28 protein-coding genes are annotated in these 24,917 nt (G+C 58.5%); 8 read left to right on the top strand and 20 right to left on the bottom strand.

Going from position 1 to position 24,917, the window contains the following annotated elements; all coding sequences use genetic code 11:
- Positions 1 to 79 precede the first annotated feature (79 nt).
- The 10 genes from WD429_RS16195 to WD429_RS16150 all read right to left on the bottom strand — a co-directional run bounded on the left by WD429_RS16195 (position 80) and on the right by WD429_RS16150 (position 11,525).
- The gene (locus WD429_RS16195; protein ID WP_368423220.1) at positions 80 to 496 is read right to left on the bottom strand and encodes a PaaI family thioesterase; all 417 of its coding nucleotides are present in this window, start codon (positions 494 to 496) and stop codon (positions 80 to 82) included.
- A complete protein-coding gene (locus WD429_RS16190; RefSeq protein ID WP_368423219.1) occupies positions 493 to 2,142 on the bottom strand; it encodes an AMP-binding protein in 1,650 nt (549 codons plus the stop codon). The genes WD429_RS16195 and WD429_RS16190 overlap by 4 nt, the downstream gene beginning before the upstream one ends.
- 144 nt (positions 2,143 to 2,286) lie before the next feature.
- Positions 2,287 to 3,327, bottom strand: a complete 1,041-nt coding sequence (locus WD429_RS16185) for a proline racemase family protein (protein WP_368423218.1) — start codon at positions 3,325 to 3,327, stop codon at positions 2,287 to 2,289.
- Positions 3,324 to 4,469: a zinc-binding dehydrogenase gene (locus WD429_RS16180; RefSeq protein WP_368423217.1), complete on the bottom strand. Its 1,146-nt coding sequence runs from the start codon at positions 4,467 to 4,469 to the stop codon at positions 3,324 to 3,326. Before WD429_RS16180 ends, WD429_RS16185 begins: the two co-directional genes overlap by 4 nt.
- A 99-nt stretch (positions 4,470 to 4,568) precedes the next feature.
- Positions 4,569 to 5,675, bottom strand: a complete 1,107-nt coding sequence (locus tag WD429_RS16175) for an AI-2E family transporter (protein ID WP_368423216.1) — start codon at positions 5,673 to 5,675, stop codon at positions 4,569 to 4,571.
- A 172-nt stretch (positions 5,676 to 5,847) separates the two neighbouring features.
- Positions 5,848 to 6,735, bottom strand: coding sequence for a 3-hydroxyisobutyrate dehydrogenase (mmsB, locus tag WD429_RS16170; protein WP_368423215.1), 888 nt, complete (start codon positions 6,733 to 6,735; stop codon positions 5,848 to 5,850).
- A 203-nt stretch (positions 6,736 to 6,938) separates the two neighbouring features.
- Positions 6,939 to 8,012, bottom strand: coding sequence for an enoyl-CoA hydratase/isomerase family protein (locus WD429_RS16165; protein WP_368423214.1), 1,074 nt, complete (start codon positions 8,010 to 8,012; stop codon positions 6,939 to 6,941).
- 1 nt (position 8,013) lies between these two features.
- The gene (locus WD429_RS16160) at positions 8,014 to 8,793 is read right to left on the bottom strand and encodes an enoyl-CoA hydratase (protein WP_368423213.1); all 780 of its coding nucleotides are present in this window, start codon (positions 8,791 to 8,793) and stop codon (positions 8,014 to 8,016) included.
- Between the two features lie 10 nt (positions 8,794 to 8,803).
- Entirely contained in the window at positions 8,804 to 9,970 is a 1,167-nt protein-coding gene (locus WD429_RS16155) for an acyl-CoA dehydrogenase family protein (RefSeq protein ID WP_368423212.1), read from the bottom strand.
- Positions 9,971 to 10,031: 61 nt separating this feature from the next.
- Complete coding sequence (locus WD429_RS16150; RefSeq protein ID WP_368423211.1) at positions 10,032 to 11,525, bottom strand: CoA-acylating methylmalonate-semialdehyde dehydrogenase; 1,494 nt, start codon at positions 11,523 to 11,525, stop codon at positions 10,032 to 10,034.
- 126 nt (positions 11,526 to 11,651) lie between these two features.
- On the opposite strand from WD429_RS16150, the gene WD429_RS16145 reads away from it, so the two are divergent.
- From WD429_RS16145 to WD429_RS16130, 4 genes are all read left to right on the top strand, one after another.
- A complete protein-coding gene (locus WD429_RS16145; protein WP_368423210.1) occupies positions 11,652 to 12,524 on the top strand; it encodes an AraC family transcriptional regulator in 873 nt (290 codons plus the stop codon).
- A gap of 117 nt (positions 12,525 to 12,641) precedes the next feature.
- Positions 12,642 to 13,070, top strand: a complete 429-nt coding sequence (locus tag WD429_RS16140; RefSeq protein ID WP_368423209.1) for an SRPBCC family protein — start codon at positions 12,642 to 12,644, stop codon at positions 13,068 to 13,070.
- 194 nt (positions 13,071 to 13,264) lie between these two features.
- Complete coding sequence (locus WD429_RS16135) at positions 13,265 to 13,633, top strand: hypothetical protein (RefSeq protein WP_368423208.1); 369 nt, start codon at positions 13,265 to 13,267, stop codon at positions 13,631 to 13,633.
- A gap of 97 nt (positions 13,634 to 13,730) precedes the next feature.
- Positions 13,731 to 14,459 carry a YebC/PmpR family DNA-binding transcriptional regulator gene (locus WD429_RS16130; RefSeq protein ID WP_368423207.1) on the top strand — a complete coding sequence of 243 codons (729 nt, stop codon included), beginning with the start codon at positions 13,731 to 13,733 and terminating at the stop codon, positions 14,457 to 14,459.
- Positions 14,460 to 14,525: 66 nt separating this feature from the next.
- Here WD429_RS16130 and WD429_RS16125 read toward each other — a convergent pair whose 3' ends face one another.
- Positions 14,526 to 15,137, bottom strand: coding sequence for a CAP domain-containing protein (locus WD429_RS16125; RefSeq protein ID WP_368423206.1), 612 nt, complete (start codon positions 15,135 to 15,137; stop codon positions 14,526 to 14,528).
- Positions 15,138 to 15,370: 233 nt separating this feature from the next.
- On the opposite strand from WD429_RS16125, the gene WD429_RS16120 reads away from it, so the two are divergent.
- Positions 15,371 to 16,132 (top strand): glutamine amidotransferase, encoded by a 762-nt coding sequence (locus WD429_RS16120; RefSeq protein ID WP_368423205.1) that lies wholly within the window; start codon positions 15,371 to 15,373, stop codon positions 16,130 to 16,132.
- Here WD429_RS16120 and WD429_RS16115 read toward each other — a convergent pair.
- The 3 genes from WD429_RS16115 to WD429_RS16105 are packed head-to-tail and all read right to left on the bottom strand — an operon-like array spanning position 16,117 to position 18,844.
- Positions 16,117 to 16,467 carry an FHA domain-containing protein gene (locus tag WD429_RS16115; RefSeq protein WP_368423204.1) on the bottom strand — a complete coding sequence of 117 codons (351 nt, stop codon included), beginning with the start codon at positions 16,465 to 16,467 and terminating at the stop codon, positions 16,117 to 16,119. The two genes, WD429_RS16120 and WD429_RS16115, sit on opposite strands and share 16 nt — an antisense overlap.
- A 14-nt stretch (positions 16,468 to 16,481) precedes the next feature.
- Positions 16,482 to 17,237, bottom strand: a complete 756-nt coding sequence (locus WD429_RS16110) for a PP2C family serine/threonine-protein phosphatase (protein WP_368423203.1) — start codon at positions 17,235 to 17,237, stop codon at positions 16,482 to 16,484.
- On the bottom strand, positions 17,237 to 18,844 hold the full coding sequence (locus tag WD429_RS16105; protein WP_368423202.1) for a protein kinase: 1,608 nt from the start codon (positions 18,842 to 18,844) through the stop codon (positions 17,237 to 17,239). The genes WD429_RS16110 and WD429_RS16105 overlap by 1 nt, the downstream gene beginning before the upstream one ends.
- Positions 18,845 to 19,086: 242 nt before the next feature.
- On the opposite strand from WD429_RS16105, the gene WD429_RS16100 reads away from it, so the two are divergent.
- Positions 19,087 to 19,488 (top strand): PA2779 family protein, encoded by a 402-nt coding sequence (locus WD429_RS16100; RefSeq protein ID WP_368423201.1) that lies wholly within the window; start codon positions 19,087 to 19,089, stop codon positions 19,486 to 19,488.
- A gap of 16 nt (positions 19,489 to 19,504) precedes the next feature.
- Positions 19,505 to 20,509 (top strand): PA2778 family cysteine peptidase, encoded by a 1,005-nt coding sequence (locus WD429_RS16095; RefSeq protein WP_368423200.1) that lies wholly within the window; start codon positions 19,505 to 19,507, stop codon positions 20,507 to 20,509.
- A 4-nt stretch (positions 20,510 to 20,513) separates the two neighbouring features.
- Here the strand turns inward: WD429_RS16095 and WD429_RS16090 are convergent, their stop codons facing one another.
- From WD429_RS16090 to WD429_RS16080, 3 genes are all read right to left on the bottom strand, one after another.
- Positions 20,514 to 21,158, bottom strand: coding sequence for a class I SAM-dependent methyltransferase (locus tag WD429_RS16090; RefSeq protein ID WP_368423199.1), 645 nt, complete (start codon positions 21,156 to 21,158; stop codon positions 20,514 to 20,516).
- 68 nt (positions 21,159 to 21,226) lie between these two features.
- A complete protein-coding gene (locus WD429_RS16085) occupies positions 21,227 to 22,204 on the bottom strand; it encodes a GTP-binding protein (protein WP_368423198.1) in 978 nt (325 codons plus the stop codon).
- Positions 22,201 to 22,605, bottom strand: a complete 405-nt coding sequence (locus tag WD429_RS16080; protein ID WP_368423197.1) for a hypothetical protein — start codon at positions 22,603 to 22,605, stop codon at positions 22,201 to 22,203. Before WD429_RS16080 ends, WD429_RS16085 begins: the two co-directional genes overlap by 4 nt.
- A 215-nt stretch (positions 22,606 to 22,820) precedes the next feature.
- On the opposite strand from WD429_RS16080, the gene rluF reads away from it, so the two are divergent.
- The gene (rluF, locus tag WD429_RS16075) at positions 22,821 to 23,723 is read left to right on the top strand and encodes a 23S rRNA pseudouridine(2604) synthase RluF (protein WP_368423196.1); all 903 of its coding nucleotides are present in this window, start codon (positions 22,821 to 22,823) and stop codon (positions 23,721 to 23,723) included.
- 33 nt (positions 23,724 to 23,756) lie between these two features.
- Here rluF and WD429_RS16070 read toward each other — a convergent pair whose 3' ends face one another.
- Genes WD429_RS16070 through WD429_RS16060 form a run of 3 tightly spaced genes read right to left on the bottom strand, consistent with a single transcriptional unit; the run spans position 23,757 to position 24,887 of the window.
- Positions 23,757 to 24,290 (bottom strand): hypothetical protein, encoded by a 534-nt coding sequence (locus WD429_RS16070; RefSeq protein WP_368423195.1) that lies wholly within the window; start codon positions 24,288 to 24,290, stop codon positions 23,757 to 23,759.
- A 28-nt stretch (positions 24,291 to 24,318) separates the two neighbouring features.
- Positions 24,319 to 24,699, bottom strand: a complete 381-nt coding sequence (locus WD429_RS16065) for a YdbL family protein (RefSeq protein WP_368423194.1) — start codon at positions 24,697 to 24,699, stop codon at positions 24,319 to 24,321.
- 29 nt (positions 24,700 to 24,728) lie between these two features.
- Positions 24,729 to 24,887 carry a YnbE family lipoprotein gene (locus tag WD429_RS16060; protein ID WP_368423263.1) on the bottom strand — a complete coding sequence of 53 codons (159 nt, stop codon included), beginning with the start codon at positions 24,885 to 24,887 and terminating at the stop codon, positions 24,729 to 24,731.
- Positions 24,888 to 24,917 lie beyond the last annotated feature (30 nt).

The following is a 24,917-nucleotide window of genomic DNA, read 5'->3' as shown; positions in this document are numbered from 1 at the left end:
CTATTTCAAAGATTAAGTTAACGTCTACGTAAACGTCAACAATAATCTGTGGTTTTTTCGATCACAATGCTGCATCGGGTTACCGTTTCGGAGGAATAGAGTAGGTCATGGTGGAGTGCGCCACCGGGTCCTCGATACCTTCAGAATAGACAAAGACTTCGCCAACACCCATGGTGCGGCCAACTTTCAGCATGGTGGCCCGGGCCCAGATCGGGCTGTGGGCCACCGGCTTGCGCAGAAAATTGATGTTCAGGTTGGTGGTGACAGCCAGCGGCACCAGACCAATCCGGCTCAACAGCGCGGCATAGAGAGTGACATCCGCCAGCCCCATCATGGCCGGCCCAGCTACGGTTCCGCCCGGGCGCAGGTGTTCTTCGTCGACGTCCAGCTTCATCTCTGCCCAACCATCCCCGAGCTTTTGCAGGGTGCCGTAGGCGGCACCCTGAGGAAACTGCTCGTCGAGGAAGGCTTTCAGTTCCTCAAAAGTAATGATCATGCGCCGGTTTCATCCTTTGCCCGGTTACGCAGGACAAAGCGCTGGATTTTGCCACTGGGCGTTTTCGGCAGTTCATCCACAAATTCGATTTCACGAGGATAGGCGTGGGTGGACAACCTGCGGCGCACCAGTTCCTGAAGTTCGTCTTTCAGAGCCTGATCGTCAGCGGGCTCCTGCCCGCTCTTGATGACCACGTAGGCTTTGATGATCGCCCCACGCTTGTCGTCCGGCTTGCCCACTACGCCCGATTCCGCTACTGCCGCGTGCTCCAGCAGGGTGCTTTCCACATCCGCCGGCCCCACGCGATAACCCGCAGTGCTGATAATGTCGTCATCACGGCCACTGAATGAAAAGCTGCCGTCGCCGTTGCAAACCACCATATCTCCGGTGAGGTAATAACCTTTCACGAAGGGGTCTTTTTCGCCCCAGGTGTAACCATCAAAGTGGAACAGCGGAGAGGCTTCCACATCCACCGCCAGCTGGCCGATTTCGCCCTCACCCACTTCCTCGTTCTTCTCATTCAGTGCCACTACTTTGTGGCCAGGCGACGAGTAACCCATGGCACCCTCTCGCACCGGATGGTTAAGGCCGTGGAAGTTGCAGCAGGTCATGCCGGTTTCCGTCTGGCCGTAATGATCTTTGACCGGGCAAAAGTGACGATTTCTGATCCAGTTAACCACCTCGGGATTCAACGGCTCGCCGGCGCTACTGGCAACCCGCAGGCCCAGGTTCTCACCTTCTGGCAATACGTGGTCATTGGCTTTGAGCAACCGATAAGCGGTGGGGGCCGCGGCCAGGTTGGTGATTTTGTACTTACGGATCATGTCGTAAGTGGACTCAGGCGTGAACGCGCCCGGGTTGAAGTGGCTCGCGTGCCCCATCAGCAGTGGTCCGACCACGGCGTAATAAAGCCCATAGGCCCAGCCCGGGTCAGCGACGTTCCAGAACACATCGTCGTCCCGCAGATCAATGGCGTATTTCATGTACACATAAAATGCCATCAGCGCGTTTGCGGGCACGGCAACACCCTTGGCCTTACCGACGGTGCCTGAGGTGAACATCTGCAGGAATGGATCGCCGCCCTTGACCATGACCGGTTCAAATTCCGCCGACTGCTCTGCCAAAGTACCGGCAAAATCGGGAATTTCGGTGCCGGCTTCCGCCGCATCAACGCAGATCGCGGGCGGGCAGTTCTTTACGTCTTTCAGCTTGGGGTAGTTTTCCGGATCGGTGACCACCAGTTTGGTACCGGCTCGTTCCATGCGGTACTCAATCGCGCCAGAGCCGAATGCGGTGAACAATGGCTGGTACACCGCCCCGGCCCGCAGGGTGCCGGCAATCACCACCAGAAGTTCCGGACTGCGAGGCAACAGGCCAGCTACCCGATCCCCCTTGCCGATACCTCTGGATTTCAGGTAATTGGCAAAGCGGGCAGCCTGATCTTTGAGTTCCGCGAACGTGAGCACACCATCGCCGCCATCGGCTTTCTCGTAATAGAGCGCAACCCGCTGAGGGTCGCTCGCCCACTTGTCGCAGATTTCGTGGCAGACATTGAGCCCGGACTCCAGGCTTCCATCCAGAATCTCCGCTTCCAATGCAGCGACGTCGAAGTTGTTATAAACAGTTGCGTATTCCGGGAGGCTCATTCTCAACTCCTGTTGTTGTTATCATTGAATGCTGTCACTAGATTTAGCATAGGTTAATGTTTACGTAAAGGTAAACTTTAGGCCAAAGACCCAGGTTATGGGGGCTGCTTATACGGGGCCGGCACCATAGGCCCCGCAGGGCTTTCAGTCATGGCGGCTGGACAGAATGTGATGCAATGAATCGCAGTCCACCATCGGATCGTCACTGTTGATGACAATGTCCGAACGCGCGATCACATAGCCTTTGCCGGTGATGTTATTGCTCACCACCTGATGCTCACCCTGCCGCCCCACTGACGTCAATTCCCCGATGAATCCGGTTTGCCGCAGTGAGACGGTTTCCAGCTTGTCACCGGGGTTGATCAGACCCTGATGATGCATCAACGCCAGCCGGGCCGATGTGCCGGTACCGGTTGTGCTGCGGCAGATCACGCCCGGATGAACGTATGTGGCCGAACGGGAACGGTAGTAACCCTCAGCCACATGTTCGACCGGCCCCATAAAATGGAGGAATGGCAGCGGGCCCACGTCTCCCAGGGTGTAGTGGGAAAACCCTCGTTCCGCCTTGATGGCTTCAACGATGTCGTGAGCGGTTTCCGCGAGCCGGCGTTCTTCATCGATGGTCAGGTCAAACCCCAGGCTTCTGGCATCCACCAGGGCATAGAACCCGCCGCTGTACGCCACGCTGTAGATCACGTGGCCCACCGATGGCACCTCAATGGATGCCTCGTAAGTGTCGATGTAGCTGGGCAGCCCCTCACAGGTAATAGCTTCAACCACACCGTCATGCACCGTGGCTTCAATCTGCACCAGCCCGGCCGGTGACTCCAGCATGAAGCTCTGTTTCCCCTCCTGCTTGGGAACAATACCGGCCTCAAGTACCGCCGTGGCCGTGCAAATGGTGTTGGAACCCGAATAGATCGGATAGCCCATGACTTCCATAATGATGTAGCCAGCCGCAGCCCTTGGGTCCGTGGCCGGCACCAGCAGATCCACGGACATTTCTGGAATGCCGTAGGGTTCTTCCAGCAGGAGACGCCGCAGCCCGTCGGCATCATCCCTGAGGTATTCCATCTGGGCACGCACGGTGTCGCCCGGCAATGGATCAATGCCTCCGGTCACAATCCGGCTGACGTCGCCGCCGGCGTGGGTGTCCATCAACTGCAGGGTCAATTCTGGCTTCATCGGGCGCTCTCCACGGCAAAGGGCTTTCCGTGCACATCCCACTGTGAATCGGGCACGATGACGATTTTCCCCAAATAGTTGCTGCTGCGGTTCATGAAATAGCGTTCAGCCTGATGCAGGTCCGACAACTGAAAGGCACCGTGAAGCACGGGTTTGAGCTGCCCACCCCGAATCCAGGCCACCAATTGCTCGGCTTCTTCCCGGGTGCCGTGGGATACCCCAAAGATCTGCACCTGGTACAGGTAAATGCGAGTCCACAGAATTTCGCTGATATTCCCTCCACTGGCTCCGGCGATACTCAGCCTGGGATAGGTGTCGCGGGCGTTCATGTCAAAAATCATGGCGTCGATGAAGATATCCGTCATGTCACCGCCCACCAGATCCATCACCGCGTCCAGGGGCCTTCCACCGGTTTCTGCTTTGATCCGATCCACAAACGACGTCATGTCCGAGCGATCAACAACCGCTTCCGCACCCAGTCTGAGCAGAGCGTCGGCTTTATCCTGCTGGCTCAGGGCGTAAGGTATGGCACCCATAACGCGGCACAGCTGGATCAGCGCCGTGCCAACGCCGCCACTGGCACCGGTTACCAACACACGCTCCCCGGCCTTCACATTGGCGGAGGTCAGCATGTGCAGGGCGGTCTGATAGGAACACATGCCCATCGCTGCCACCTCGGCATCCGTCAGTTCGGGGTTGGGAATGTGATGAAACTGCCCGGAAGGTACCGCCACGTACTCTGCGTAGCCGCCATCGGCACCGTGTCCGTAATAGTCGGGGGTGAGGTTGATATCGCGACGGTCATTGGCGTAAAGATTGAAATCCAGCAGCCCACGCTCGCCAATGCGGCTCTCGCTGACACCCTCGCCGACTGCAACCACACTGCCTGCGATATCAGCACCCTGAACTCGTGGAAACAGCAGCGTGGGCTCACCGCCCATCTGGAACGAGGTCATCTCGCCTTTTTTCGTGGGATAAAGCCCTTCGCGGGCTTTGCGGTCGGTGTTGTTCTTGGCCGTAGCCGTCACCTGCACCAGCACTTCGCCCGCGGCGGGCTTTGGCGTGGTGACGTCTCGGTAGTCCAGTTGGTCTATATCACCGTGGCCGGTAAGCACCATGGCTTTCATGGTCGTTGGGATCATGAGCGGGTGATCCTCCGTCTATGCTGAGGGTGGGTATCCCGTCAAGCATAGGAAAGATTCCCGCCAGTGTCAGGGCGCGTTACGGATATCCGCAATGCGTTAGCGTGCAATGACCCGGTAGATCGGCCGCAGCTTTGGGATCTGCTTCAGGACCACCTGGATAACCGTCATCAACGGTACCGCCAGTAGAACACCCACCGGCCCCCACAACCACCCCCAGAAGAAGATGGAGACAAAGATCACCACCGGATTGATCGCCATGCGGAAACCGTGAATCCAGGGTTCGATGAAAAAACCAACCACCGTGGTCAATGCCAGATAGCCCAACGGAGCAATCGCCATCATCCACAGCGTTTCAAGGCTGATGGCCGATACCACCGCTAACAGCGCAATGGTCAGAATGACCCCCAGGTACGGAATAAAGCGGGCCAGGGCCGCCACGATGCCCCATACCGCCGGGTCCGGCAGGCCGACGGCCCAACACATCAGGCCGGTGGTCAAACCAACCGCGAAGTTGCTTAACCCGAGCACCCCGAGGTATTGGGCAATCTCACGTTGAGAGTCGTGGGTGATCCGCAGTGCGGTTTTACGCTCGGTGCGAGGCAACTGTTTTACCAGGTTGCGAATCAGGCGATCTCCCCCCACGAGCAGGAAATAGGTCAGCGCCAGAGCCAGGGCCAGCCCGGCTATGCCATTGCGGGCCTTGGTCATCAATTTACTGCGCCAGGACTCGGTTTGCATGACCACGGTGGTGGGCTTTTCCGCTTCGTCTTCTTTGGAAATGTCCTCGACCGATTTTTCCACTTCCTTGGCCGATTCCGTCACCTTCTCGATCTTCTGCCTGAAACTGCTTTCACCGACCAGCAGGCGGGATATCCCCTGGGGCGCTTTTTCGGCCCATTCGATTGCCGGCATGGCGACCGCAACCCCTACCCCGGCAATGCCAGCCAGAACCACCAAAACCAGCAACAGTGAGCTGACCATACGTGGTATGTGCCATTTGACGTAGGCCTTCTTGACCAACGGTGCCAACAACAAACTGGTCAGAACCGCCAGGATGATCGGCAGTACGATCTGATGGGCGACGTAGAGAGTGTAGAGCACCCCGAGCGCAAACAACCCATAAATGGGCGTGGAGAGGTCCGATGAGATCAAAGGACGTTTGGGCTCGGCTTCGCTGTTCGTCTGATCAGGCTGATCGTCCATGGCACGCAGGCATTCCTCACGGGGCCGCTGGCCAAATTATGAAATCTCGGCCTGAGGCACATTATTGTCTCGCCGGGGCTCTGCTGCCACTGGTGTTCCGCCCGGCACCAAACGCATCAGTCTACCCGCCCGGGCGGCGGAGTGCATCAGCGTGAGGAAACCGGGTACACCCTTACTCCGGCTTGTACAGCCGCTGAATGCTGGAAAAATCCAGGGTTCCGTTGCCCTGCCCGGCGTGAAGCTCAAACAGGTTGCGGGCCAGCGAGCCCATGGGGATGGCGGCATGGTTTTTCACCGCGTTGTCGAACGCCAGCCCCAGATCCTTATTCATCAGGTTGACCAGGAAGCCGCCCTCATAGCCGCGGGAGGCAGGCACACCTTCCATCACGCCCGGCCAGGGGTTGTAAACATTCAGCGCCCAGTTTCCGCCAGAGCTCTGCTTCATGATTTCCGATAACACAGCCGGATCGAGGCCGTTCTTGACCCCGAGCGCCAGCGCTTCACTGGTGCCCGCCATCAGAATGGCCAGCATCATGTTGTTGCAGATCTTGGCAACCTGACCCGAGCCATGCTCGCCGGCGAGGAAGATGTTCTTGCCCATGCCTTCGAGAATTGGCTTGGCCCGGTTGAACGTGTCTTCCGCACCACCACAGATGAACGTCAGAGTACCCGCCTTCGCGCCGCCCACGCCGCCGGACACCGGGGCATCAATGAACGGAATATCGCGGGCTTTGGCTTCTTCCGCCACACCACGGGCCGTTTCCGGTGCAATGGTGGAGGAATCGATAACCAGAGTGCCGGCGGGCAGGCTGGCCAGCAGGCCATCATCACCCAGGTACACCGTTTCCACATGGTGGCCGGCGGGCAGCATGGTAATTACACACTCCGCGCCCTTGGCCGCCTCGTGGGCAGTTTCCGCCGACTTCGCACCTTCGGATACCAGCGCTGCAACGGCGTCTTTTGACAGATCGAACACGGTAACGGCGTGCCCCGCTTTGACCAGATTGCTGGCCATCGGGCCACCCATGTTACCCAGACCGATGAAGGTAATTGTAGCCATATTGCTTCCCCTTTCTTGTTGTATTCGATTGAACGGGCCGGCCTTATTGGACAGCCCTGAAGATCATTAGCCGGAACTTGTCGGATTACGGCTTCGCCTAATCCGACCTACCTGCGCCGACTCTTTGTAGGTCGGATTAGCGTAGCGTAATCCGACAACGGTCAACTGGTAGGTCGGATTAGCACAGCGTAATCCGACAACGCTCAACTGGTAAAAAAGTCATCAACCCAGGCACTTTCCATGTCCGCCAGCGAGGCATAACGCCAGCGTGGCTGCTGATCCTTGTCGATCAGCAGCGCGCGGATGCCTTCGGCAAATTCGCCCTTGGTCAGACAATTGCGGGAGAGTGTCAGCTCTTTATCCAGAACATCCTTCAGGCCATCGTGCCGCACGTTATTCAGATGTCGCCAGCACAATGCCAGCGACGTCGGCGATGCCGCTGCCAGCGAGCGGGTGGCCTTGGCCAGCCAGTCGTCACCACCGGACAGTTCCTTCAGTTGCGCGACGATCTCGTCGAGGGTGTCGGCATCGGTTACCCGATTGATGTCATCAAAGTGATTGCGCACCGGCGATTCCGGGCGTGCATCGGCGCTTTGTTGCTCGAACTGCCGCAACACACCGCTGACCACGGCGTGGCCCTCCTGCCCCTGCCAGTTGCGCTGTTTCAGCGCATCGACAACGTCAGCCTTTAAATCGTGACGGACGAACCGGTCCGCCAGCCCCACAAACAACGCATCCGCGCCGTTCATACGGGCACCGGTTAACCCCAGGAACAGGCCGGTTCGGCCCGGAGTGCGGTTCAGAAACCAGCCCGCAGCAACGTCCGGGTACAGGCCGATGCTGCTCTCTGGCATGGCCAGTTTTGAGCCTTCGGTTACCACCCGATGGGACGCGCCCGCCATGATGCCCATGCCACCGCCCATGACGATGCCATGACCCCAGCACACCACCGGCTTGGGGAAGGTGTGGATGAGGTAATCCATTTCATATTCTTCTTCAAAGAAGGTCGCGCCTTCACTCGCGGCACCCGGCTCAGTCATGCTGCGGTACAGGGCGACAATGTCACCGCCGGCGCAGAATGCCTTGTCGCCTTCCGCTTCCAGCCAGACCGCACAGATGCTGCTGTCTTCGGCCCATCGCTTGAGCTGCGGCGTCAGCAACCGGATCATTTCCAGAGACAGGGAATTGAGCGTTTTTGGCATGCTCAGACGGGCCACTGCAATGTGGCTGCCGTCGGCCGTGGACCACTCCTCAAACACCATTGGTTGACCAGTCATATCAGCGGTTCTTCCATTCTGGTTTACGCTTGTCCAGAAAGGCGTTCACGCCTTCTTTCTGGTCTTCGGTGGAGAACAGCTCCACGAACAGCTCCCGCTCCATACGCCAGCCGTCTTCATGGCTGCGACCATCGCGGGCGCTCATCACCAGGGTTTTGCAACGGGCAACCGAGGACGGGCTCTGTTTGCAAGCCATTTCTGCCAGTTCCAACGCTTTCTCCAGGCCCTGGCCCGTTGGTACGACTTCTTCGACCAGCCCAATCTGCAGGGCTTTGTCCGCCTTGATCCGCTCACCACACAGGATCATCCGCTTGGCCCAGCCTTCGCCCACCAGCCACGGCAGGTTCTGGGTGCCACCGGCGCAGGGCAACAAACCCACACCCGCTTCCGGCAGCGCCATCTGAGCCTGCTCCTCGGCAATGCGGATGTCACAGGCCATGGCGCACTCCAGGCCGCCGCCCATGGCATAACCGTTGATCGCGGCGATGGACACGCCACGAAACGCGGTCAGCGCGGCAAAGGCTTCACCAAACGCTTTCCCCATGTCACTCGCCCGGGCCTTGTCGCCATCGGCAAAGGTTTTCAGATCCGCACCGGCGGAGAAGAACTTCTCGCCCTGGCCGGTGACGATCAAAGCAAAGATGTTCCGGTCTTCGTTCAGCGCCTGTACGGTGGCCGCCAGCGCCGGCAGGGACTCCGCCGTCCAGGTGTTGGCCGGCGGGTTATTGATGGTGATTACGGCGATGTGTCCACGTTTTTCGAGCTGGATCAGGTCGCTCATCGATCTCTCCTTATTGAATCGCTTCAGCCACGCCGTCATCAAGCAGGCGGCGGGCGATTATCAGACGCATGATTTCGTTGGTGCCTTCCAGAATCTGGTGAACGCGCAAGTCTCGCAGGTAGCGCTCCAGCGGGTATTCACGAATGTAGCCGTAGCCGCCGTGCAATTGCAGGGCGTCGTTAACCACATCAAAACAGGCATCGGTCGCGAACCGCTTGGCCATGGCGCAATGCAGCGTGGCTTCGGGGTCACCGCTGTCCAGCTTAAAGGCCCCCAAACGAACCATCTGCCGCGCCGCCACCAGGTTGGTGCCCATATCCGCCAACTTGAACTGCAGGGCCTGGAATGCCGCCAGGGGCTTGCCGAACTGCGCACGCTCATGCATGTAATTCCGGGCCCGCAACAAGGCTGCCTGAGCCCCGCCCAGTGAACAGGTGGCGATGTTCAGTCGGCCGCCGTCCAGCCCTTTCATGGCGATGGCGAAGCCGTCACCTTCGTTACCAACCCGGTTACTGGCAGGGACACGAACATTTTCGAGACTAATCATGCGGGTCGGCTGACTGCGCCAGCCCATTTTCTCTTCGTTCTTGCCGTAGGAGACACCGTCGGCATCGGCGGGAATGACGAAGGTGGAAATCCCTTTTGAACCCGAATCCGGCTCGCCCGTGCGTGCCATCAGCACCAGAATCTCTGTGCTACCGGCACCGGAAATAAACACCTTGCTGCCGTTGAGGACATAGTCGTCACCGTCGCGAACCGCTTTGGTACGCAGGCTGGCCGCATCGGACCCGGCACCGGGCTCGGTCAGACAATAGGAGGCCAGCCATTCGCCGCTGGCCAGTTTCGGCACGACTTCCTGCTTCAGATCGTCGGACGCAAAGCTGGCGACCATCCAGGTGGCCATGTTGTGAATGGTGATAAACGCAGCGGTGGAAGGACAGGCCGCAGCCAGTTCTTCCACAATCACTGAGGTGTCCAGGCGTGAAAGGCCCATGCCGCCCAGGGCTTCAGGGGTATAAATACCCATAAAGCCCATGTCGCCGGCTTCTTTGAGCACATCTTTCGGGAAGATGTGCTCGTCGTCCCACTGGGCAGCGTGAGGCGCCATGGATTTCTCCGCAAACGCCCTGGCCGCCTCGCGAAACGCCAGTTGATCTTCAGTCAGATTAAAGTCCATTGCTACTCTCCACTGTCCAGTCTGAGAGGAGCCCATCGCTGTGGATGGGCCCGCCACACTATTACCGCAACTGGATAGAGAAGTTGGCTTCCGACGTGGTGGCCTCACTGGAAAACCAGCGGGAGGTCACGGTCTTGGTCTCGGTGTAGAAACGCACCGCCTGCTTGCCGTAAGCATGCTGGTCACCGTAGAACGAGCCTTTCCAACCGGTGAACGAGAAGAACGGCAGGGGCACCGGAATGGGAATGTTCACACCCACCTGGCCCACATCGATCTCGTGCTGGAAGCGACGCGCGCAACCACCAGAACCGGTAAAGATGGAAACGCCGTTGCCGTAGGGGCTGTTGTTGATCAGTTCGATCGCCTCACCCAGGCTGTCGAGCTCAACACAGGTCAGCACCGGACCGAAAATTTCCTCTTTATAAATATCCATCTCCGGCTTCACACCGGCGAACAACGTCGGGCCAACCCAATGGCCATCAGGCAAACCATCAACGTTGCAACCACGACCATCCAGCAGCAGTTTAGCGCCTTGGGCTTCGCCGGTGGCGATCAGGGATTCGATACGATCTTTGGCCTTGCCGCTGATGACCGGGCCGTAGCTGGCACCGGAATCGTTCCAGGCCCCCGGGCGAACCTTGGCCATGGCGTCTTTGACTTCGGGAATCCACTCCTGCGCCTCACCCACGAACACTGCGACGGAAATCGCCATGCAGCGTTGGCCGGCAGCGCCGACGGATGCGCCTACCAGGGCGTTAATCACCTGTTGCTTGTCGGCATCTGGCAGGATCACCATGTGGTTCTTGGCACCGGCAAAGCTCTGCACACGCTTCATGTTGCGGGTACCGGTCTCGTAGATGTAACGACCCACCGGCACGGACCCAACAAAAGACACCGCCTTGATGGCCGGATCGGTCAGCAGTACGTCAACCTGTTCTTTGCCACCGTGAACCACTTGTAGAACGCCCTTGGGCGCACCGGCTTCTTCAAACAGTTCCGCCAGCCGTGTCGGCGTCAGCGGGTCCTGCTCAGATGGTTTCAGAATGAAGGTGTTGCCGCAGGCAATGGCCATGGGGAACATCCACAGCGGGATCATCGCGGGGAAGTTGAACGGGGTAATACCCGCGCACACACCCAGCGGCTGAATCCAGGAGTGGGTATCCACATCCCGTGCCACGTTTCCGACCGTTTCACCCATCATCATGGAGGCCACGTTGGCAGCGTGCTCAACCACTTCAATACCACGCCAGACATCGCCCTTGGCGTCGTCAAAGGTTTTGCCGGTCTCCTGGGAAAGGATTTCGGCAATCTCGTCATGGTGTTCTTTCAGCAGCGCCTGGTAGCGCAGCATGACCCGGGCACGCTCGGAGACCGGGGTTTCTTTCCAGCTCTGATAAACCTCACCGGCGTTATCGATGGCTTTACGCATTTCGTCAGCAGTGGTGCAAGGAGCCTTGGCGATTACTTCGTTGGTGGCAGGATTGGTGACATCAATCCACTCGCTGGTCTGGCTCTGGACAAATTCACCGGCAAGAAACAGGGGAACGTTTTTCATCGTGTTTTCCTTATTTGTTGTCATCGTTGGCTTGATCCTAGCACAGGAATTCCGCCCCCACCGATTGACTAAATTTCGTTCATGATGGACTATCTTTCGATATCAACACCATCTTCAGGCGCGCAAATGACCCAAACTTCCCAATGGCCGGTGCCGGCAGACAGCATTCGCTACGTGGTGCCCGCCCCTATCATACGACTATTGTCGACCTACCCCCTGACCCGCGACCTGTATCCGGTGGCGTTTGGCCACTATCGCCGCGCGACCGGGCACCACATGCACCGGGAGCACCATAAAGACTCTCTTTTGATCTACTGCACCGAAGGCAGAGCCTTTCTCAATATCGAGGGGGAGCCCCACACCGTCGAAGCCGGCGATCTGCTGCTGCTGCCTTCCGGAGTCTCTCATCGTTACACCGCCGACCCGGACAATCCCTGGACCATTCACTGGGTTCACTACACCGGCCCCCTGGCGGAGGACTTTCGACATTACATGGGTTTTGACCATACCTGGGTTCGCCACCTGGGCCGCCAGCCGCGGCTACTTGTGGACTTCAACGGTCTGCTGTCAGTACAGCAAACCGGATTTCGCACACGGGGCCTGATTCACGCCGCCAACCGCTTGCGACAACTACTGGCGGCGGTGCCTCTGAGTGCTGATGAAACCAGCCATAAGAGACAGGCCGAACTGGACACTCTTCACAACTACATGAAGGAGCATCTGGATGAACGGGTGTCGTTGGAGCAACTGGCGGACCTGGCGGGGCTGTCGCCGGCCCATTTCGCCACCCGCTACCGGGAACAGACCGGCACTTCCCCCATACAACATTTCCTGCATTTAAAAGTGGAACGGGCCTGCCAGATGCTGGACACCACCAGCCTGAGCTTCGCCGACATCAGCCGGCGCATGGGGTATGACGATTCTTATTACTTCTCGAGGCTGTTCAAGAAAGTCATGGGGCAGTCACCGCGGGATTACCGGCACACCAGCCAGCACTGACAATCCGCCATTTCATGCGGTTTGGGCCAAGGTTTGGGCCACCTGAACCAACGGCTTTTGTTGCAGCGCCGGTAACGATACTCTACCGCTAACCCCAACTTCACAGAGAGCAACATCATGGCCACATACACGATCGAAATCGACGAAACCTTTGACGTACCACGCAGCCGGGTTTTTGCCTTGTTCGCGGACCACAAGCGGTTCGGACAATTGCTTGGAGCGCCCGTAAAGCGCATCCGCGACAGCGATCAGGCCGACCCCAATGGCCTGGGCTCAATCCGCAAGATTGGGGTTGGACCGATCGGGCTGAAAGAAACCGTGATCGGCTTCGAACCCAATACCCTGATCGAGTACACCATCACCAGCATCAGCCCGATCCGCAACCATCTGGGGCGCATCCGCTTTGAAGACTCCGGCAAGGGCCAGACCCGGGTGAACTACACCATCACCTTCGAAGACATCGTGCCATTGACCGGAAAGGTCGTCAGCGCTGCCCTTGAACAGGGAATTCGCAAGTGCATCAAGCGGGTACCGAAGCTAGCCTGAGCCGGGTTTCAGCGTCAGGCCGACATACGTAGTTTTCGCGTTGTCATATCAGGCCTTCGCGCCATCCGGCCCTGTTCATTCCACATCAACGGTGTGTACAGTTGTACACATAATAGAGCGCGGTCAGGAAGACCCGTAACAAAAAGCAGCCATAGGGTTTTGTTTTTGTTTCTTTCTCTGTAAAGGAGGCTCAGATGAGCATGAATACACATCGTTTGATTGGTTTGACCCAGGAACGGGCAATGGAAGAAAAAACCGGCGTCACGGACCTGCACATTGGCTGGCAGTACGAATACGCGCAGCAACAACAGAAGGACCCGTCCGGACACAACCATCAGGCTCCGGTGGTCACCTGGAAACGGGAAGGCGTGACTTACCAGTGCGTCCCTCGTCTGGCGTTCCGGGTGAACGTTACCGAAACACCCTGGATCCGACGAGTGCTTGGCCTCACTGACGATCCCGACTTTCTGGTGGATACCGAGGCCCTGACGCACGCTGTTGAAACTCAGCTACTGACTCGCGGTGTTGACGCCAGTCAGCGCCCGACTGATGTTCACGCCTGACACCCCACGTTTGCGGCTTTTGGGAAATAAGGCCTGTCACCCAACCGCTTTGTTGAGTAAAATCCGGCTCTTTCAGAATGAGTTATGAGGCATCGCAATGGGCAGAGCCTATCAGAATCGTAAAGAATCCATGGCCAAAACGGCCGCAGCAAAAACCAAGGTGTACAGCAAGTACGGTCGCGAGATCTACATGGCCGCCAAGGCCGGCGGCACCGATCCCGATGGCAACCTCTCCCTGCGCGGCCTGATCGAGCGGGCGAAGAAAGACCAGGTGCCCTCTCACGTCATCGAAAAAGCCATCGACAAGGCCAAGGGCGGCGCGGGTGAAGACTACTCAACAGCCCGTTACGAAGGTTACGGCCCGGGCAACTGCATGGTGATTGTGGACTGCCTGACCGACAACCCCAACCGCACCTTCGGCGACGTGCGCCTGGCATTCACCAAAACCAAATGCAAAATCGGCACACCCGGTGCAGTCGCCCACATGTTTGATCACTGCGCCATTTTTGCGTTCAGAGGTGAGGACGAGGAAGCGGCTCTGGAAGCCCTCATGGACGCCGACGTTGACGTCACAGACATCGAAAATGAAGACGGCCTGATCACCGTATTCACTCCGAACACCGAGTACGCGAAAGCCAGACAGGCACTGATTGATGCCATTGAGGGCCTCGATTTCGACGTGGATGAAATCCAGTTTCTGCCAAAAACATCGACGCCGGTCGAAGGGGACGACATTCCCCTGTTCGAGAAATTTCTCGATATGCTCAATGAACTCGACGACGTTCAGAACGTGTTCCACAACGCCGAGCTGCCTCAGGAAGAGTGAGGCCTGTCACGAAAAAGCCCCGCCATTCATCGGAACGGCGGGGCTTTTTTATTTCAGACCTCAGGATCAGTGTGGTTTCGCGAAAACCTGAGTCCAGTAATTGGCATAATCAGCGCCCGTTGCATCCACCCGGGCGACCGCGAACTCGCTAAAACGCGGGTCCATAATATTTTCACAGTGTCCCGGGCTGTCCAGCCAGGCATCCATGACGGTGCTCACCTCGTCATAACCCGCCGCGATGTTCTCACCTACGACCGACCACTCATAGGCCGTTGCTGTTACTCGAGCCCCCACCCGCAAGCCATCAGAACCGATGTGGTCGAAGAAGTTATGGGTGGCCATGTCATTACTGTGAGACTGCGCTGCGCCCTCAATCGGACAGTTGTAGGTCAACGGCTCTGCAGCCGCAAACGATTCCGACCCACAGCTGCGCGCACTAGCCCTGGCAGCGTTGACCTGCTCCAGCATGGCGGCCTGATATTGATCAACCTCGCAGCCAGCGATGACGATCGTTTCTGACTCGGCACCGCTGCCTGCCGGTGATGTTTCTGAGCTGTCTGACACGGCGGATGCCCGGCCGTTGTCAGTACTGCCACTGCCACCACAGCCACCCAGCAGCAGAGCAGACAGTAGCAGAGCAGAGCGTGTCAGGATCGAAATCGTCAATTTACCGTTCATATTTCACCGCAAATGGCGTCATTTTATAGCCAGTCTACGGCATAAACGGGGCTCCTGTTGTGACTAATTCGCTGAAACTACAAGACATTACAAAGACTTACTGGGGCGACATATTTACGCATACTCTGCTTACACATGGCACTTTAAGACAAGGGGTTTCGAGGGGGCCAGTGTTGCCAAACGACGTTGTCCAGTATGATCGAGACTTTTCGTGACGCGTCAGGAGCGTGACCATGGGCAATAACCACGAAGCAAGCCGAAAACCCAGGCTGGCAATTCTCAAAACCGGCTCCACTTACCCGTCCCTCAAGGCGCGCTTTGGCGACTTCGACCACTGGTTTATCCGGGGTCTGGGGCCTGGACTGGACATCACGGTGGTTAACGTGGCCGCCGGAGAGTCACCAGGACACCCGGAACAATGGGATGGCATCGTCGTGACCGGCTCCCCCGCCATGGTGACGAGCCGTGAAGAGTGGAGCGAACTGACCGCCACCTGGCTGGCGCGCGCGGTCGATCTCCAGGTACCCCTGCTTGGCGTCTGCTATGGCCATCAACTGCTCGCTCACGCGCTCGGTGGTGAGGTTGGCTACCATCCCAAGGGCCGGGAAAGCGGGACCTTCACCGTCGACCGACTGGACGCTGCGCAGAGCGATCCTTTACTCGGTCACATACCGCGACAGTTCAAGGCACAGTTAACGCACCGCCAGTCCGTATTGAAGCTGCCAGAGCAGGCCGTGTTGCTGGCATGCAATAGCTTTGAGCCTCACCAGGCGTTTCGCATCGGCCCAAACGCATGGGGTGTGCAGTTCCACCCCGAGTTTACCGACGAGGTGATGACCGCGTATCTGGAAGTACAGGCACCGGATCTGGAGCAGGAACATCTGGATGCCCGTGCGCTGATGTCAGCCGTCACGCCCGCGCCGGAAGCATCGGGCCTGCTGGCGCGTTTTGCTGAGCTGCTTCGACTGCAACAGCTGGATCAGCCAAGAATATAGGCTGTTTTCTCGAGCGCGTTCTCTTCTTCATCCACGAAGCGGAATTCGTTCCAGCCGATCCGCACCATGTCCTGACTATTGAGCCGTTGGCGGCCTTCAACCCGGATCTCGTTCACAAACGTCCCGTTCGTGCTGTCGCAATCGGTGATGTAGTAATCAACGGTACCTTCGAGGTAGGCGTTGGGAACCGCCTCGATAGCCGCGTGAAATCCGCTGACGGAGATTTCGTCAATGCGCAGATCGTTGTCGGCCTTGCGGCCAATTCGGGTGTCGGGCCCATTCAGCTCGAACGTGTTCACCACAACGTTGTCGACCAGTTGTGAAAGCGATGCCATATCAGATTCCTCAGCTAAAACAGGGTCATTAGAACAACGGACACGTTATCAGCGGCCTGACGATCCAGGCAGGCGCTAACCAGCGCCTCGGCTGCGCTTTCCATGCATTCGCTGTCATCGAAAATCGTTGGCCAGTGCGCTGCTGGCAGGGCGTTGGTCAGACCGTCGCTACACAACAGGAGGCGGTCACCGGCGGACAGCGGCATCAGGTGGTAACTGGCGTCCACTGACGCACTGGCTCCGAGGGCCTTTGTCAGCACATTGCGAAACGGTACGTTAGGGGCATCGGCCGCTGTGATGCTGCCATCGTCCAGCATGTTCTGGACTACCGTATCATCGCGGGTCAGGCAGACAGATTCCCCCTCCCGAATGAGGTAACACCGGGAGTCGCCCACATGGGTGATGTGGGCACAGCCATCGATGACCCAGGCCACCACCAGGGTCGTGCCCATTTTGTCGAGCGCCGGATCGCCCTGCCTGCGGGCAATAACGCGGTCGTTGGCAAGACCTACGCTGTCCTGCAGGGCCTCGCGAATAGCCTCAACGTCCACACAGTGCCAGGAGGGATCCTCAAGCCGCGGCACCATCGCCTCCAGAACCGACTTCACCGCCACGCTGCTGGCGATCTCGCCACCTTGATAGCCGCCCATGCCATCGGCAACGATTAACAGGGCCTGGCGGCCGTCCTCGCTCAGGCGCCAGGCCACCACATCCTGATTGGAGCTTCGCACAGCGCCCATATCGGTCAACCCCGAGATGTCATAGCGCATCAGGAAATGTCCTCCCTGACTTCGCGGAGCGCCAACCGGCGCATCGCTTCGGCCATCATGGCGGCACTGGCAAACCGCTTGTCCGGCTCGCGCTGGATGGCCTTGTTGATAAGACGCACCACGCCGTTGGGGGCGTCCGGGCAGAACTCACGGACACTGCGGGGACGCTTGTTGAGAATCTGGTAGGTCAGGTTGGCCAGGGTATCGCCCTGATAGGGTGTTTCACCGGTCACCAAACGGTACAGGGTTACGCCCAGACTGTAGATATCGGATGCGCCGGTTACCTTTTGCCCTTTCAACTGCTCGGGCGACATGTACAAAGGACTGCCCATGACGCTGCCGGCTCTGGTTCGGGAGTCGTCCGCAATTTTCGCAATGCCAAAATCGGTGATCTTTACCTCGCCGCTGTCCGGGTTGTAAATGAGGTTGCCAGGTTTGATATCCCGGTGGACGACCTTCCGGGCATGGGCATACTCAAGGGCATCCGCCACCCGGGCCAGCAGATTCAGCACCGTCGCCAGCGGCAATAATCGGTCCGCCCGACCAAAATCGCTCAAGGGCCGGCCCCTGGCGTAATCCATGGCGATGTAGGCAAGGTCGGCCTCCTCACCCACGTCATACACTGTGACAATCGCGGGGTGGTTCAACCGTCCGGCTGCTTCCGCCTCACGGAAGAAGCGGGCTTTCAGATCGGCCAGTTCCTTATCCTCGAACGCCTGGTAACTGAGGGTCTTGATCGCAACAGTGCGAGCGATACGGGGGTCCTGCCCGAGATAGACCACACCCATGGCACCGCGGCCGATTTCCCGCTCGATTTCATAACGCCCCAGTGCGGGCCGGCTGACAGCACTCTCGGGCACCACTAACGTACGGGTGCTGTCGAACTGACCAGAGGCAAAACCGCCCCCGTCGCCCTGCAGGTTGTCGAGGGCCAGCAAACGTTTGCGCACATCCCGAAAGGCTTTTTTGTATTGCAATATGTCCCGATAGGAGGCCGCCGCTTTGTCGTAATGGCGCTTACGCTCCTGTTGCAGCGCGATCTCGTACTGCAACTCCAGCCGCTCAACGGATACCGGACACGCTTCCAGGGCCGTCAGTGCCTCGTCCGTATTGCCCTGTTGCAGCAGGAGTTGTCCGAGCCGGATTCGGGCCCCCTGGACATTGGTGGTCAGTGCTCGCAATTCCCGGTGAGGCTGCAGCCAGAACAGCATGACCAGATAGCCACCAAGCAGAAGAGCCATCACCTGCCCCATAGGTACCCAGGTGGTGCGATAAAACATGAAGGCGGCCTGTACAACCACCAGTGCGCCGGCGATCAGAAGGGTAACCGGCAGTGCGGCCGCTGCGCCCATTGCCGGCACGGCCAGAACCAGATAAAGCGCACTGGCCATCAAACCGGCCCGCACCACCATTGCTGACCAGAATGGTTCCGTAAGCCCCCTACCCTCAAGGGTGGCGGTTGAATTCCCAAGCAGCCCGAACAACATCCGGTCTGCCCAGGCTAATATCGGGGCCTGATCGCCAGCCACAGCGAGCGCCAGCGCCAGCATGACCAGGAGCACTCGCAAGCTGAAACAACGGGAACCCAGGTAAGTAATTGCGTTCACAGGCGTTATTGTCATGATTAATGGATGTCACGAGTTTAGAACACCTGAAATACGAGGGTAGGGGCAAAGCACCAGTTTTTTGTAAGAGTTTGTTCGCCTGGGACCCGGGTCACGGGTGGCGATGTAATGCATGGATGGGCGAATTTACCTTCCATACGTAACCAGACGCCATTTGGGACCATTCACCCGTTCCGTGTGCTATCGTACTGGCTTACGATAGCCAAAAAGAACAGGAGATAGAGATGGAGACGATCCGCAAGAGCCTGAGGCATGTGTCATTCTTTCTCGCCATTCTGATGGCCCTGACAACCGTATGGTCCTCTGCTGCAACCGCTGATGTGATCGGTACCGGAGAACTGCTGACGGAACAGCGCGCCGATATTGACCGCGAATCGCTGATGTCGATGCTTGAGCAACAGGAGGTGAAAGACAAACTGGCGGCCATGGGCGTCAGTCAGGACGTGGTCGAGGAACGCATCCAGAACCTGACGCCGTCCGAGCTGGCAGAGTTTGAGCAACAACTCGCCCAGGCGGAAGTGGGTGAAGGCGTGGTTGGTATCATCGTGCTCTTCCTGCTGGTATTCATCGTCACAGACATGCTCTGTGCGACCAATATCTTCCCCTTCATCAACTGCATTCGGTAGGGTATAGCGTTACCCTGTGAGCACTTCCGTTTTATCCAGCCTGGTCAGGGTCGTTATCAGCGTGACGCTGGTGACGATCCTGGCCGGGTGTGCCAGCCGGCCGCAATGGCCTGAGCAAAGTGTTGACGGCAGCAATGTCGACATCCACCAGCGCGTGGTACTCGACTCAGTCCCCTTCTACCCTCAGCAAGCGTATCAGTGCGGCCCAGCCTCCCTGGCGATGATGCTGAATACTCGAGGCTTCCAGACCAACCCCGACGTGCTCAAAGAGCTGGTGTACCTCCCCGAGAGGAAAGGCAGCCTTCGGGTTGAACTGGTGGCCGGTGCCCGCAGCCACGGCGTTCTGGTTTACGAACTCGACGGTACCCTGGCCAGCTTGCTCTCAGAGGTAGCAGCGGGAAACCCGGTGCTGGTGATGCAGAACCTGGGGCTGAGCTGGTGGCCACAATGGCATTTCGCGGTGGTGACCGGCTTTGACCAGGAAGCGCGCAACATCATCCTCCATACGGATACCCGGGAAAACCACGAGGAAAGCCTGGAGGTGTTCTCGGCCACCTGGAACCGGGCGGAGAACTGGGCGGCCGTCATGGTCAGGCCCGATCAGCTCCCTGCCACCGCCACCGCGCTGGATTACCTTATGGCGGCCAACGATCTTGAATCCACCGGGCGAACATTTGCCGCCATGACGGCCTATCAGACGGCTGAAGCGCAATGGCCAGACCAACCTGCAGCGATTATGGGGCAAGGTAACATTGCCTATGCCCGCGCAGACTGGCCCGAGGCCACGGGTCATTACCTGCGGATGACGACGCGATTTCCCGGCGTGGCCGCAGGCTGGAACAACCTGGCTCATGCGTTGGAGAAAACCGGCTGTGGCATCAGCGCCGGCGAGGCCGCCACCTGTGCCGCACAGCTGTCGCCTGAGCGTTTTGAACCACCCGCTGGCAACGCTGCGAACACATCAGCAGCTGACGAACTGCAGTGCCCTGTGGTGAGCTGCCCTGGCCCGGCTGGCCGGTGAATGCTCAGGGTTTGCGGAACAGCGCGACATCCTTGGCGGGCACTTCCAGGGTCCAACCCCGGATCTTGGCAATACGCGCCAGGGTAGCCTCGCGATAAAAAACCACATGCGTGGGATCGCGGCGGTAATGCCAGTTAGCAAACTGGTGGTCATCGGTCTGAAAACACGTCATCACCGCGAGCCAGCCTCCGGGCTTCACCAACGCATCCAGTTGCCGGAAGACGGCCGCCGGGTTATGCAGGTGCTCAACCACTTCGGTACAGGTCACAAAATCGTAGGGCTGCTCCAGCACGGTGGTATCCGGGTAGAAGAACGGATCGTACAGGCACATGCCCATGCCCGCTTCCTCCATGATCCGAGCCAGCGCCGGGCCGGGGCCACAACCAAAATCCAGCCCCCGGGCACCTTGAGCGAGTCGCTGCAACAGTGGCCCGGTCACTTTCGACAGGAAGCGGCGGTATCCGGGGTCGTCCGGATGGTTGTCGTGCAGATCGTAAATCTCACGCTCCTGCGGCTCTGTCAGCCAATGATCGGGGTCCATCACCGTGGCTTCACACACTGTGCAACGGTGGTACTGTGTTCCCCGCACCCGCTGGAATGCGTCTAGTGATCCGGCCTCACAGACCGGGCAACCTGAATAAACTTTCATTGTCATTTCCGGCCATGTCGTCCAAGGCGTGATCACCCCTCAAAAACAATCTGCCGCCGGGGTTCGGATTAATCCGCAATACCGGCGGCAGCCCGAAGGTCGTGATCCAGCGCCGCTGCGTCCAGAGCTTGCGCGGCGATCACCTCAATCCGTGACAGCGGCCGGGGTTCGGTTGCCACTACCGACAGCGCGCCATCCGCAAGGTTTACGGCCCGCCAGCCTTCCCGGCAATGCACCACGGCCTTGAAACGCACCAACCGGTGGTCCATCGCCATGGCCATCAGACCGTTCTCATCCAGTACCAGCTCCGGGTGCACCTTCCACCCCACACTGAAATGCCCCTGCCCCTGATTGGTCACCTGTTGCCAGGGGTGCGCGTCAATATCCAGCTCCGCATCCGGCTGCGGATGATGATCATGGTGGTGATGGGCATCAGGCGTGGTGACCTCTGGCAAATCGGTCTTGCCGTCCAGCCACTGCGGGGCCAGTCGCCCGAAACGGGTGTGAAATACCGCGCGCTTCGCGGGTGCCAGCGATCCGGCCCAACGGTCAAATTCAGCGATTTGGGCCGGTGTACAGGCGTCTGTTTTGTTGGCCACGAGGATATCGCTCGCCGCCACCTGATCACGGAACTGCACGTTTTCCAGGACTCGGGGATCTTCCAGCCGGCGGGGATCCACCAGGCAGATGACCGGGCCGAGAGACAACACGTCTTGATAATACTCGCCAGTGAGGGTGTCGATAATCTGCGACGGATGCCCCAGCCCCGTGGGTTCGATCAACAGGCGGTCTGGCCGGGCTTTGTGGATGAGCTGGTTCAGGCCGATTTGCATGGGCAGCCCTGCAACACAACACATGCAGCCGCCTGGCACCTCCCGCACGAACGCGCCCTCGGTTTCCAGCAGGGCACCGTCAATGCCGACCTCACCAAATTCGTTAACCAGAACCGCCCACACCTCACCCTCCGGGCGCTGTTTGAGCAGATCCAGTATTGCCGTGGTTTTGCCAACGCCCAGAAAGCCGAGGATCAGGTTTGTCGGAATCATCGTGGGGGCTCATCGGATTTCATGAAAACCTGCTGGAGCCGGTCAGAAAGAAACACGTGAGCCAACGCGGGATACGGCAGGTAGTGTAAAAACAGCGTGGCCAAGGCTACGGCGTCCACCCCCGACGACAGGAACACGTACCCCGCAAACGCCAGATACAATGCCCCAAGAAACCCGCCGTACAGCCAAAGCACGCGCGCGCGCTCACTTTGGACAGGCTGCCGCCCCAACGAACGCGCCACCGACCAGCCCATATATACGGCAATCGCGACCGCCAGAATCAGCGACGCCAGCAATCCAGACATACCCACCAGGTACCGCAGCAAATAATTGGTCAGGAAAAAAAGCACAATGCAGCTGACCGCAATCAGGGTCATTCGGCCAGTTTGTGGGGTATCCATGAGCGGGTCTGTCACTCCAGTTAAAAGCAGGTTTGAAGGATCCGTTAACGATCCGTATGGGGGCTAACTTAAAGAATCCTGGTGGATAACACAATTCGACCCTGAGGCATTCTCGCCATTCACTGACGCCTTCCGGTGACCCTGTTATCATTCCCTTTTCAAGTGCGCCCCATTGCGCTCCCCGTTTCACCCCGTTGACTCATCACAGGAAACTCATGACCGCCGGAAACTCCACCCGTCTCAACAAATACATCAGCGAGAGTGGTATCTGCTCGCGGCGGGAAGCAGACCGCTATATTGAGCAGGGAAACGTCACGATCAACGGCAAACGAGCCATCGTCGGTGACCAGGTGCTGCCCGGCGATGCCGTCAAGGTGAATGGTCAGGTTGTCGAGCCGCGTGCAGAAGAGGAACTGGTGTTTATCGTGCTCAACAAACCCGTGGGGGTCGTCAGCACCACAGACACTGCGGAAAAGCACAATATCCAGCGGTTTGTCGGCCACGGTGCGCGTATCTTCCCCATCGGACGTCTGGACAAGGACTCCCAGGGGCTGATCTTCATGACCAGCAACGGGGACCTGGTCAACAAGATTCTGAGGGCCGGAAACAACCATGAGAAAGAATACCTGGTCACCGTTGACAAGCCGATCACCAAAGCGTTTGTTCAGGGCATGGGGAGCGGCGTTCCGATTCTCGGGACCGTGACCAGGCCCTGCAAGGTCAGCCAGGAATCCCGCTTTGTCTTTCGCATCACCCTGGTTCAGGGATTGAACCGCCAGATCCGAAGAATGTGTGAGCATTTCGGCTATGGGGTCACCAAGCTTGAACGCGTGCGTATCATGAACGTCAGCGTGAAAGGGCTGGCTGTCGGGCAATGGCGGGATCTGACCAAGGGGGAACTGGCTGAGTTGTTTGACGCCATTCGCGGTTCCTCGTCGGAGGTCCCACCAGCCTCAAAAAAACCTGCTCGCACCGCAAGCCGCAAGCCCAAAAGTGACAACGTCGCAGGCGATCGAGGACAGCCGCCAGCGCGACATAAGCCCGTTAAAAACAGCACCGGCCCCGGGGGAAAGCGGCGCAAACCATCAAAGCCCAGACAACGAAGCACCAAACGCTAGCCCGACCTTGGGATGCTAGCCAGGACACTACTACTAGAGAGTGCGCACAATCCTGGCATGGTGGCGTTCAAGCTCAGCAATCGCGGCTTTGAGCTGGTCGCCCGAATGAGCATGAACGGTAACCACGTGTTGCCCTTTTTTAAGCGCTGACTGCGCCGCCTGTACGTAGCGGGCATGATCCGGGCGAATCGTAACCAGCCCCCCGAGCATCAGACCGATCGCTCCACCGATGACCGTAAGCACAATAGCCGCCATTACGGCACTTTGACGGATGAATTCGATGCCCGAGGTAAACAGCGCGAAGAACAGAAAAGCACCCGCAATGGCACCTAACACGCCAATTCCGACATGGGAACGAACCAACGTGCGCCAGATGCCGCCGGCTTCGGGCTCTATTTGTCGCTCAAGGTGCGCATCGCCCGGGGCCAGGCACTTGATCTGAGCTGCCTCCAGTCCTGCTACGCCGGCCAGTGCCTCAGCCGCGCTGTGCGCTTCCGTTTCGCTTGAAAACACCGCAGCGACTTTGTGGTCGGCGGATTCTCCGGTAACCGACACTGCAGGTTTCATGTCACACCTCCCATTATCCATTTTCCGTCTATTTTCTGACCCACTGCCCCTCAATCAGCACAAACTGACCAGAGGGCGTTTTCTCTATGGCCTTTTTACCCGCAACGGTTTCCACTTGGGTAACGGGAATGTCGTGCTTCTCGGCAATGCGGGTGTATTCATCCCGGCGTGCGCTATTGATGGCTTCCACCACGCCGCGGGCATCGCCGCGGGCATCGCCGCGGGCATCGCCGCGGGCATCGCCGCTGGCACGGACCACATCGAGGTAACCGGTCGGTGTCTCACCCACCAGCCCCTGCTGTTTCACCGTTTCCAGTTTTTGCTTGGCGTCACCCAGATCCATGGCGAGCGTCGGCAGGCTTATAGCGATCGCCAGAATGAAGGCACCCAGTTGCATCAATCGTTTCATTATCAACCCCTTGCAATATTCAGCTTCGCTCAGAACAGGCCCTGATCGCTGAACAGTTCATCCACCTCTTTGTCCACCTTGACGTAGATCTCGTGCTGGATTTTTACGTTCAGGTTCACTGTGATCGGCTCTTTTGGTGCAGCCATCTGCACGGTTGGCGTACAGGCGTATAACGCCAGCGGTAGCATTAATAGTATCCATGCTTTTGCCGCGAGCGG

It is taken from the genome of Marinobacter sp. (genome assembly GCF_040904845.1).
GTDB lineage: Bacteria > Pseudomonadota > Gammaproteobacteria > Pseudomonadales > Oleiphilaceae > Marinobacter.
The sequence above is the reverse complement of the archived record's forward strand: the minus strand, read 5'-3'. Positions and strand labels throughout refer to the sequence as shown.